Origin of the sequence: Nonomuraea sp. NPDC051191 (assembly GCF_044455665.1) — a bacterium.
Taxonomy (GTDB): Bacteria; Actinomycetota; Actinomycetes; order Streptosporangiales; family Streptosporangiaceae; genus Nonomuraea.
In genome coordinates this window covers 399,418-409,280 of record NZ_JBITEZ010000011.1, presented here as the reverse complement: position 1 = coordinate 409,280, position 9,863 = coordinate 399,418, and the positions used below count along the sequence as shown (strand labels likewise).

Annotated in this window: 8 protein-coding genes; 3 read left to right on the top strand and 5 right to left on the bottom strand. The window is 72.3% G+C overall.

What is annotated here, in order from left to right:
- A partial coding sequence (locus tag ACIA8R_RS31885) for a M4 family metallopeptidase (RefSeq protein ID WP_397041729.1) occupies window positions 1-1,380 on the top strand: 1,380 nt, incomplete at its 5' end.
- Window positions 1,381-1,467: 87 nt separating this feature from the next.
- Here ACIA8R_RS31885 and ACIA8R_RS31880 read toward each other — a convergent pair.
- Window positions 1,468-2,781: a tetratricopeptide repeat protein gene (locus tag ACIA8R_RS31880; protein ID WP_397041728.1), complete on the bottom strand. Its 1,314-nt coding sequence runs from the start codon at window positions 2,779-2,781 to the stop codon at window positions 1,468-1,470.
- 484 nt (window positions 2,782-3,265) lie between these two features.
- Between ACIA8R_RS31880 and ACIA8R_RS31875 the strand changes: the two genes are divergently transcribed.
- Window positions 3,266-3,826: a GNAT family N-acetyltransferase gene (locus tag ACIA8R_RS31875; protein ID WP_397041727.1), complete on the top strand. Its 561-nt coding sequence runs from the start codon at window positions 3,266-3,268 to the stop codon at window positions 3,824-3,826.
- Window positions 3,827-3,850: 24 nt separating this feature from the next.
- Here ACIA8R_RS31875 and ACIA8R_RS31870 read toward each other — a convergent pair whose 3' ends face one another.
- From ACIA8R_RS31870 to ACIA8R_RS31855, 4 genes are all read right to left on the bottom strand, one after another.
- Window positions 3,851-4,918: an MBL fold metallo-hydrolase gene (locus ACIA8R_RS31870; RefSeq protein WP_397041726.1), complete on the bottom strand. Its 1,068-nt coding sequence runs from the start codon at window positions 4,916-4,918 to the stop codon at window positions 3,851-3,853.
- A 94-nt stretch (window positions 4,919-5,012) separates the two neighbouring features.
- Window positions 5,013-5,840, bottom strand: a complete 828-nt coding sequence (locus tag ACIA8R_RS31865; protein WP_397041725.1) for an alpha/beta fold hydrolase — start codon at window positions 5,838-5,840, stop codon at window positions 5,013-5,015.
- A 63-nt stretch (window positions 5,841-5,903) separates the two neighbouring features.
- The gene (locus tag ACIA8R_RS31860; RefSeq protein WP_397041724.1) at window positions 5,904-6,377 is read right to left on the bottom strand and encodes a cupin domain-containing protein; all 474 of its coding nucleotides are present in this window, start codon (window positions 6,375-6,377) and stop codon (window positions 5,904-5,906) included.
- 25 nt (window positions 6,378-6,402) lie between these two features.
- On the bottom strand, window positions 6,403-7,443 hold the full coding sequence (locus ACIA8R_RS31855; protein ID WP_397041723.1) for an alpha/beta fold hydrolase: 1,041 nt from the start codon (window positions 7,441-7,443) through the stop codon (window positions 6,403-6,405).
- A gap of 171 nt (window positions 7,444-7,614) precedes the next feature.
- On the opposite strand from ACIA8R_RS31855, the gene ACIA8R_RS31850 reads away from it, so the two are divergent.
- The gene (locus ACIA8R_RS31850; protein ID WP_397041722.1) at window positions 7,615-9,846 is read left to right on the top strand and encodes an ATP-binding protein; all 2,232 of its coding nucleotides are present in this window, start codon (window positions 7,615-7,617) and stop codon (window positions 9,844-9,846) included.
- Window positions 9,847-9,863: the final 17 nt, after the last annotated feature.

Below are 9,863 nucleotides of genomic sequence, written 5' to 3'. Positions count from 1 at the left end.
CGCAGCGGCATCGACGGCAGCGGCAGGGGCTTCCCGGCGCGGGTCGGCCTGGCCGACGTCAACGCCTACTGGAACGGCAGCTACACCAACTTCGGTCACAACCAGGCCAACACCCAGCAGGCCACCCCGATCGACGTGGTGGCCCACGAGTTCGGCCACGCCGTCTTCCAGACGACCCCCGGTGGCGCCGGTTCGGGCAACGAGAACGGCGGCATCAACGAGGGCACCGGCGACATCTTCGGCGCGTTGACCGAGGCCTACGCCAACAACCCCAACGACCCGCCGGACTACCTGGTGGGCGAGGAGGTCGACCTGGTCGGCCAGGGCCCGATCCGCAACATGTACGACCCCAGTGCCCTGGGTGACCCCAACTGCTACTCCTCCTCCATCCCCAACACCGAGGTGCACTCGGCGGCCGGGCCGCTCAACCACTGGTTCTACCTGCTGGCCGAGGGCAACAACCCCGGTGGCGGCAAGCCGTCCAGCCCGATCTGCTCCGGCGGTCCCTCCTCGGTGACCGGCGTCAGCATCCAGAAGGCCGGCAAGATCTACATGGGCGCCCTCAACCGCAAGACGTCCTCCTGGCGTTACACCAACATCAGGGCGGCCTCGGTGGCCGCGGCCATCGAGCTGTACGGCGCCAACAGCGCCGAGTGCAACAGCACCAAGGCGGCCTGGAGCGCGGTCAGCGTCACCGCGGCCTCCGGCGAACCGGCCTGCGGCACCGCCGGCCCCGACTTCTCGCTGTCGCTGAACCCGACCTCGGGCAGCGCCCTGCCGGGCGCCACGACGACGACCACGGTCGGCACCCAGACCACCTCGGGCAGCGCCCAGACGGTCAACCTGACCGCCTCCGGCCTCCCCAGCGGCACCACCGCCAGCTTCAACCCGGCGTCGGTGACCTCCGGCAACTCCTCGACGCTGACGCTGTCGGTCGGCGCGTCCACCGCGCAGGGCACCTACCCGATCACCGTCACCGGCACCGGCTCGACCACGCACAACGTGACCTTCAACCTCACGGTCGGCACCGGCAACCCCGGCGGCCGGACGTTCACCAACGACACCAACTACCAGATCAGGGACTACTCCACGACCACGAGCTCGATCACGTCCAACGCGACGGGCACCGCGGCGTCCCCGGTCAAGCTGTCCATCACGATCAGCCACACCTGCGCCGAGGACCTGAACATCCGGCTCCGCGGCCCGAGCGGCACCTACTACCTGGTCGACGCCTACGGCGGCACCTCCTGCACGCAGTACGGCACCAGGACCTTCACGGTCCCGGTCAGCCAGCAGGCGGCCGGCACCTGGACGCTCGACATCCGGGACGTCTACTTCGGTGACACCGGTTTCCTGGACTCCTGGACCATCACGGTCTGACCGTCGGACTCAGGGGTAGCGGGCCCCGGCCGGTCATCCGGCCGGGGCCCCTTCACGTCGTCGTACGACCGCCGGTCCGCACGGTGATCAGGTGGCCTTGCCGCGGACGAGGTAGAGGTTCATGTCGGTGAAGTCGAGGGTGACGTTGTAGGGCTTGAAGAAGCAGTGGGCGAAGTGGGCCAGCCCGTCGAAGCCCGTCCCGTAGGGCCAGGGCACGTTGACCGGCATGTTCGGGTCGGCCTCGCAGTAGACGTGCCGGGCGACGGCGTCACCGAGTCTGATCTCCTTCGGGTAGCAGGGATAGGTGATGGTCGGGTGGCTGTGGGCGAACGTCTCGATCGGGCGGTCCTGGTCGGTGCGCACCCCCAGGCGCTTGGCCACGTCCCCGGGCATGCCCGCGGCGATCTCGCCGAACCCGCCCAGGTTCACCCCCACCACCCGCTGTCCGGAATCGGCGATGCTGCCCAGGCTGTGCAGGTTGTGGTCGCGGGCCAGCCACAGCGGCAGAGGCGAGGCCCCCGCCCGTGCCGCGGCGGCGCGCGCCTTCCTGGCCGTCTCGGGGGTGCGGCGGCGCAGGATCAGCTGCCGGCCGGCGTAGTCGAACGTGGTCAGCAGGTGGTAGAAGACCCACGTGCCGATCATGCCGTCGCCGTCGGTGCCGACGTCGCCGCCCGACTCCGTCGACGACCACCCCACGGGGACGTTGCGCAGTTCGAGGTCGCCCAGTTTGAAGGACTCCAGCACCCCGTAGTAGACCCAGATGGGGGTGCCCTCGAAGTCGGTCTTCTGGCTGACCACGGGGCTCAACCCGGCCTCCTGGGCCACCGACGCGGTCAGGCTCAGATTCGGGGCGCCGGTGTAGAACGTGAACTTCTTCGCCGCTCCGCCGTTGACCGAGGCCTCCACCAGCGGCCTCGGGTCCATCTGCTGGAACCGGACCCGGCCGACGTCGCCCTTGATCTGGTACGGCTCGCCGCTGACCGCCGCGAACCACTGGGCGTAGTCGTCCACACCGGCCGCCTTCCAGCAGGGGATGGAGAGGGCGAACTTGTCCTGCCGGATGTAGCAGTCGCCCAGGAGCTCGTTGGCCTCCTTGTCGCCGGGCGCCAGGCTGACCGCCGTCTTGAGGTATTTCTCGGCTTCGGCGAACCGGTTCGACAAAAGCCCGACATGGCCACGCCCGCGAGCCGCGCTCAGGTTCTGGGGGTCCCTCTTCAGGATCTCCTCGTACGCGCGGCCGGCCTGCTCGAACTTCCCGGCCTTGAACAGCGCGTCCGCGTCGCCGCCGCCGGTCGCCGCCATGGCCGCGCTCTCCAGCAGCGGCGCGGTCGCGGCGGCGCCGGCCAGCACGGCGGCGCCCCGGAACAGCGACCTCCGGTCCCAGATTCCGTCATCGGTCAAAGCCTTCTCCCCTTCGTGATCGTCTTCGCCGCGACTCGCCGTGCGGCGGACGGTCACCGCACGGCGGCACCGACGTGCTGTGATCCGCGCCTTCAGTGAAGACGGAGGCCTGTTGCCGAGGCGTATGCGTTTTTCGATACACCGGCGAGATGTCGCGCCGCCAGGACGATCTCTCGGTCGTTGCTCATTCCCGCACCTCACCAAGGGTGTCGAGGAGCTGCCGCATCCCGTCGACCAGGGCGCTCCACTCGGCGCGCAGCATGGCGAGGTAGGTGCGACCCTCCGGAGTGATGACGTAGTACTCGCGCGGCCTGGCCCGCCGTATCGGCGGTGAACCCGAGGACCGACAGCACGGCCGGCTCGATCGTGCCGCGGGCGAGCTCGCGACGCAGGCGGGCGACGGTCGCCGATCTCGTCCGGTCCGGGCGGCTCACCCCCGTGAGAAGATCTCGCAGAACGGGTGAAGCATGGACGGAAGGCAGCGATGTTCGCGATTTCCCTGGGTGACGACGGCGCCGAGCTGCGTCTGCTGGAGCCCTGGCGGGCCGAGGAGTTCCTGAGCCACGTGGACCGGGGACGCGAGTTCATCGGACGGTTCATCTCCCTGCCCGACCTCGTCACCGACCTGGAATCGGCCAGGGCGGTGCTCCAGGAGTACGCGGACAAGGCGGCGGCCGACATCGGGCGCATCTACGGCATCTGGGTCGACGGCGAACTGGCCGGCGGCGTGCTGTTCCGGATGATGGACGTCCAGCACGGCACCGCCGAGGCGGGCTGCTGGCTGGAACCGTCGGCGGCGGGCAAGGGCCTGGTGACCCGGGCCCTCCGCGTGATCATCGACTGGGCCGTCGAGGAACGCGGCATCCACCGCGTGGAATGGCAGGCCGCGGCGGGGAACACGGCCAGCATCGCCGTGGCCCGGCGGCTCGGGATGACCAGGGACGGCGTACTGCGCGAAAGCCACCTGCACCGGGGCGAACGGCACGATGCCGAGCTCTGGTCGGTGCTCGCCCCGGAATGGCGGGCCAGCCGCCGACGGCCCTGAACCACCGGACGCCGGGCCCGCCGGTCAGGGGTGGATGCCGAAGGGGCCGAGCAGGCCGGTGTCGATCCGCATGGACTCCAGCAGGCCGTACGCGTTGTCCTCGGTGAACACGTCGGCGGCGGCCAGCCTGCCGAGGTAGCCGGCGACGACCGGGGCGGCGGCCTGCCGGGCGACCGCGTCCAGGTAGCCGGCGAAGATCGCCCACGCGTTGCCCGCCTGGCCGTACTTGTCGAAGAACGGCGCCGGGTCGAGCCTGGCGACCGTGTCCCGGACGCTGGTCCGCAGGTCGGCCAGGTACCGCTGTTGCAGGTGCCCGTCGGCGCGGGTGCCGAGACGGCCGAGATGGCCGCCGACGAGCGTGCGCCACGGATATCTCATGGCGATGTCGTGGGCCCGCAGCCAGCCTGGGACATCCTGGGAGACGGCGAGGTTCTTGAACGGCACCCAGCCGGGATAGAGCACGTCGACCACCATCAGGGTCTCCTGCTCGGGGGCGTGGACGAAGATGTTGTCCGGTGAGTGGTTGGGGCCGTGGTGGGCCAGTTCGAGACGCTCGCCGCCGACCCGCAGCACGTGGTGGTCGTCGAAGGTGACCGTGGGCGCCGGCCGGTTCGGGTCCGCGTCCCGGCGCAGGAACCTCGCGGTCTCGGTGTGGGCGATGCGGACGACGTCCTTGCCGAAGATCGAGGCGGCTCCGATGTGGTCGGCGTGCGAGTGGGAGTAGACGAGGTGGGTCACCTGCCGGGGGCGGCCGTTGGCCCGGGTCACCTCCTCGACGGCGCGCAGCAGGTTGTGCCCGATGGTGGGCGGCGCGTCGACGAGGACGACGCCCTCCCGGGTGGTCAGGAACATGGCCTGGTAGGAGGAGTCGGTGACCCAGTACAGGGCGCCGGCGATCTGGCCGACGAAGTAGCCCTTGTCGTTGAGCGCCGGGCCCTTCGACGCCTCGGGGATGGGTGCGTAGTCGGGCAGGGTTCCGGAGGCCGCCGCTTCGCCGGTGCCGAGCAGGCCGGCGGCCAGGGACAGCGCCGACGCGGCGGTCGCCCGGCCGAGGAAGGTTCGCCTGCTGGAGCGGGCGGTGGTGTGGATCATGGGGATCGTCTCCGTTCGGAAGGTGTGCGCGGGACGGGCGGCCGGGCCGGGGCCGCGCCTGCCGCGGCTCCGGCCCGGTGGATCTCGCGCGGGATCAGCGGACGGTGCGGGCCGCCGCGGTGATGACGGCGGCGGTGGCGTCGGGGCGGGAGATCATGATCACGTGTGAGGCGTCCTTGACCTCGCTGGTGTGCGCGCCGGCGCGCTTGGCCATGAACCGCTGGGCCGCGGGCGGGATGGCCTGGTCGGCGCCGGCGACCAGGTACCAGGAGGGGATGGCCTGCCAGGCGGGCGGCCCGCTCGGGGAGCCGAGCGCGGCCAGGGAGGCCGGGCGCTGGGTGGCGGCCATCAGGGCGGTGTCGCGAGCGGGCAGGTCGGCGGCGAAGGCGGCGCGGAACGCCTCGCCGTCGATGTAGGCGTCGGTGCCGGTGCCGCCGCCGGGCAGCGGGTACTGGCGGGTGACCAGGCTGGTGGGCAACCGGCTGCCGGGGAACCGGCCGGTCAGGTCGAGCGCCGACTCGGCCTGCTCGGGGGCGAACGCGGCGACGAAGACCAGCGCCTTGACGTTGGGGTGGCCGGTGGCGGCGTTGGAGATGACCGCCCCGCCGTAGGAGTGGCCGACCAGGACGACCGGCCCGTCGATGGAGGAGACGACGCTCGACAGGTAGGCCGAGTCGCCCGCCAGGTCGCGCAGGGGATTGGCGGGGGCGATCACCGGGTAGCCGGCCCCCTGGAGCCGGGCCACCACCTTGGTCCAGCTCGACGCGTCCGCGAACGCGCCGTGGACCAGCACCACGGTGGGCTTGGCCGTACGCCGGGCCGCCGCGGTGGCCGGCGATGAGAAAGCCGTGACCAGGACGGCCAGGACGGCCAGTGCCAGCGGCAGCAGGATCCGGATTCCCGGCCGGGTGTGTGGGGACATTGCGGAGCTCCTTGGTAGCGGGGAAGTCGTCGGGTGGGGCGGGAACGTCGGGTGGGGCGGGTACTAGGCCACCGGGGGAGGACCGGCCACGCGCAGCCGGTACGCCATGGCCGAGGCGACGACGGCGTCGAGGTCGAAGGCGGCCGGCACGTCGTTCATGCCGGAGACGGGCGAGCCGTTGGCGGCGAACCAGTCCTCGATGCCGGCGGGGCCGAAGGCGACGACCATGCGGGCGTCCGGTGAGCGGACCAGGTAACTGTGCGGGACGCCGCGCGGGCCGTGCGCGACGGCACCGGCGTGCAGGTCGTGGCGGTCGTCCCCGACGAAGAAGGTGATCTCGCCGTCGAGCACGATCCAGATCTCGTCCTCCGCCTCGTGGACGTGCAGGGGTGGCGCGTGGCCCTCGGGGTCGGTGAACTCCATCACGCTGAGGGCGCCGCCGGTCGCCGCGCCCGGCACCAGGACGCGGGCCCGGCCGCCGAGGAACCGGAAGGGGTCGCGCGGGTCGCCGGTGCGGGACGGACGTGGTCTGTGCATGGGGGCTCCTGTTCCGGGCGCCGGGTCAGCTCTTGGCGAGGAAGCGCAGGAGGGTGCGGGTGAGCTGCCGGGGCTGTTCCTCGAAGATCCAGTGACCGGAGTTCTCGACGACGATCCCGGTCACGTCCTTGGCGTACCGGCGGACCTGGGCCGGGACGAAGTCGCCGAGGCTGCCGCGGGCGCCGATGGCGAGCACGGGCATGGTGAGCTTCTTCGCGCCGTACACGCGGTTGTCGGCGACGTCCTCGGGGAGGGCGCGGAACCAGTCGAAACTCGCCCGCAGGTGGGCGTCGTCGCGCAGGTAGCGGGCGTACTCGCGGACCTGTTCGTCGCCGACGCCGTTCTTCTTCACCTCGAGGGAGTCGGCGAAGCTCTCCACCCACTGCTCCTCCCTGCCCTTCACCATGCGCTCGGGCAGGCCGTTGGTGAGGCTGAAGTAGCCGAAGTTCCAGAAACCCGGCCCCTTGGCGGTCAGGGACGGGAAGGTGAACAGGCTCTTGTCGGGGATGGGCGCCTCGCTGAGGACCAGCCTGGTGACGTCGCGGGGGTGGGCGGCGGCGTAGGCGTAGGCGACCATCGTGCCGATGTCGTGCCCGACGAGCCTGATCTTCCGGTTGAGGCCGAGCTCGGTCAGCAGCCCGTGCACGTCGGCGGCGAGGGTCTTCTTGTCGTAGCCTCCGGCGGGTGCGTCGCTCCTGCCCGCGCCGCGCAGGTCCGGCGCGATGACCGTGTAGTGCTCGGCGAGTTCGGGCAGGACCTCGCGCCAGGTGTACCAGGTCTGCGGGTAGCCGTGCAGCAGCACCAGTGTCGGGCCGCGTCCGCCGCACACGTAGTTGATCGCGACGTCGCCGACGCGGACCTTCTTCTCCTGGAAACCCGCGGGGAGGCGCGGCTCCCGGCCGGTCTCCGACGGCGTCCCGGAGACGACGGCCGTGACGGGCGCCCGCGCGGCCTGGGCGGAGGCGGCGGGCGCGAGGGAGGCGAGCAGGCCGATCACCGCGATCGGGACGACGACGCCGGGGCGTCGCAGGCGGTTCGCCAGGGGCTTGGGCAGTGCTGTGGTCATGGCGCAAACCGTAGGAACCGGCCCGGCCGCCGGGCGAGCGTCACCTGACTGCGTCACCCAGCGCGACGTGGCCGCGGCACCGGGAGGCGGCCCGAGCTCGCCGTAAGCTTTGGGTGATCTCCACCGGACGCGGCGAAGGAGCACTCGATCACCACACCCGGCTTCGCGGAGGTGCTGCGCCGCCACCGGCACGCGGCACGTCTGACACTGGAGCAACTCGCCGCGGCCTCAGGGGTCAGCGACCGGACGCTGTCCGACATGGAACGCGGACGCAGCAAGGGCCCCCAGCACCGGACCGTCACCGCCCTGGCCGACGCCCTCGGCCTCGGCGACGCCGACCGCAGGCACCTGGTCGAGCTGGCGCGGGAGGGCCGCCTGCGCGATCACTGGGCCCGCCCGACCGGGCTGTGCGAGCTGCCGCGCTCCGTCGACGACTTCACCGGCCGCGTCGCGGGACTGGCCTGGACCAGCGAGCTCCTGCGCGCCGGGGACGCGCCGGGCGCCGCGGGCGTCGGGCTCATCACCGGCTCCGCCGGGCTGGGCAAGACCACCTTGACCATCCGCGCCGCCCACACCCTGCGGCCCGACTTCCCCGACGGGGTGTTCTTCCTCGACCTGTTCGGCATGTCCCCGCAGCCCCTGCCCGTCGAGGAGGCCCTGGGCCTGCTGCTTCGCGCCCTCGGCGTCGCCGACCAGCAGATCCCGGCCGACGTCACCGGGCGGGCGTCCATGTACCGGTCCCTGCTGCGCGACCGGCGCGTGCTGATCGTGCTCGACAACGCCGCCTCCGAGGAGCAGGTCCGGCCGCTGCTGCCGGGCGGCGGCGCGGGAAGGGCCCTGGTGACCAGCCGCCGCCTGCTGGCCGGTCTGGAAGGGGTGCGCAGGCTCGCCCTCGGGCCCCTGCCCCCGCAGGAGGCCACCGAGCTGCTGACCGGGATACTCAAGGACCGCGGCGCCGCCGACGACGGATCGGCCGTCGGGCGCCTCGCGCAGCTGTGCGGTGGTCTGCCGCTCGCGCTGCGGATCGCCGGGAACCGGCTGGTCAGCCGGCGCGGCTGGAACGCCGCCGACCTCGCCGCCCGGCTGGCGAACGAGGAACGCCGCCTGGACCAGCTCAGCGCCGGCGACCTCAAGATCGCCACCGCGTTCGGGCTGTCCTACGAGCAGCTGGCCGCCGCCACGCGACGGCTCTTCCGGCGGCTGGCCCTGGTGCCGGGCCACGACTTCGACGCCGCCCTGGCCGCCGTGGTGGGCGGCACGTCCGTCGAGGAGGCATGGAACGCCCTCGACGAGCTGGTCGACCTCGGCCTGCTGCAGGACCACACGTCCGGGCGCTACCGCTTCCACGACCTGGTCCGGCTGTTCGCCCGCGACCGGCTGCGGCAAGAGGAGGCCGCGGCCGAGAGCGACGCGCTCACCGTGACGCTGACGTCGTGGCTGCTGCGGACCGCCACGACCGCCGGGCGGTGGTTCGAGCCCGGGTACGGCGTGCCCGGCCCGGCCGGCCCCGACGCCGCCGAGCTGTCCTCCCCGGAGGCGGCCGACCACTGGCTGCGCGCGAACGTGGACAACTGGCTGAGCGCGTTACGCCACGGTGCGGGCATCGGCCGCTTCGCCGACGTCCTCGACTGCGCCGAGTCGATGGACTGGTTCTCCGACCGGTGGATGCACGCGCCGCACTGGTACGAGGTGTTCACCCTCGGCGCCGAGGCCGCCGCCGCCCTGGACGACCCGGCCCGGCAGGCCAGGCAGTTGAACATGCTGGCCTGGGTGCACCTCCTGCCGCGGGACGACCCGGAGGCCGCACTGCGCTACACGGCCCAGGCGATGGACCGGGCGACCCGCAGCGGCGCCTCGATCCAGATCGCCCTGGCCCACCACCATGCCGGGGGCGCGCTCAGGCGGCTCGGCCGGCTCGATGAGGCCATCGCGTCGGAGACCCGGGCGTCGGAGATCCACAGGTCCAACGGCGACATGGATCGGTACTGCCACTCTCTCGGCGCCATCGGCACCTGCCTGCGCGACGCCGGGCAGCACACCGAGGCGCTGGAGCAGTACCTCGGCCTGCTGGCCCTGCTGAACGACGACCGCTCGGGGGTGACGCCGAGCGTCGCGGCGGTCATCCGGCCGATCGCGCTGGCCCGCGTCGGCGAATGTCTGGGGCTGCTCGGCCGCCGGGCCGAGGCGATCATCGAGCTCACCGAGGCGGTCGGGTTCATGGAACAGGCGCACTTGCCCGTCCCGCAGGCCCGCTCCCTGGAGACGCTGGCGGCCCTGCTGGCCGAGGAGGGCCGGACCGAGGAGGGCCGCCGTGCCTACGCGCGGGCGGCCGAGGTGTACGAGGCCGTCGGCGACGCCGAGGCGGCCGGCCGCTGCCGTGACCTCGCGAACGCCGCGGGCTGAGAGGTCCGCACCACTTC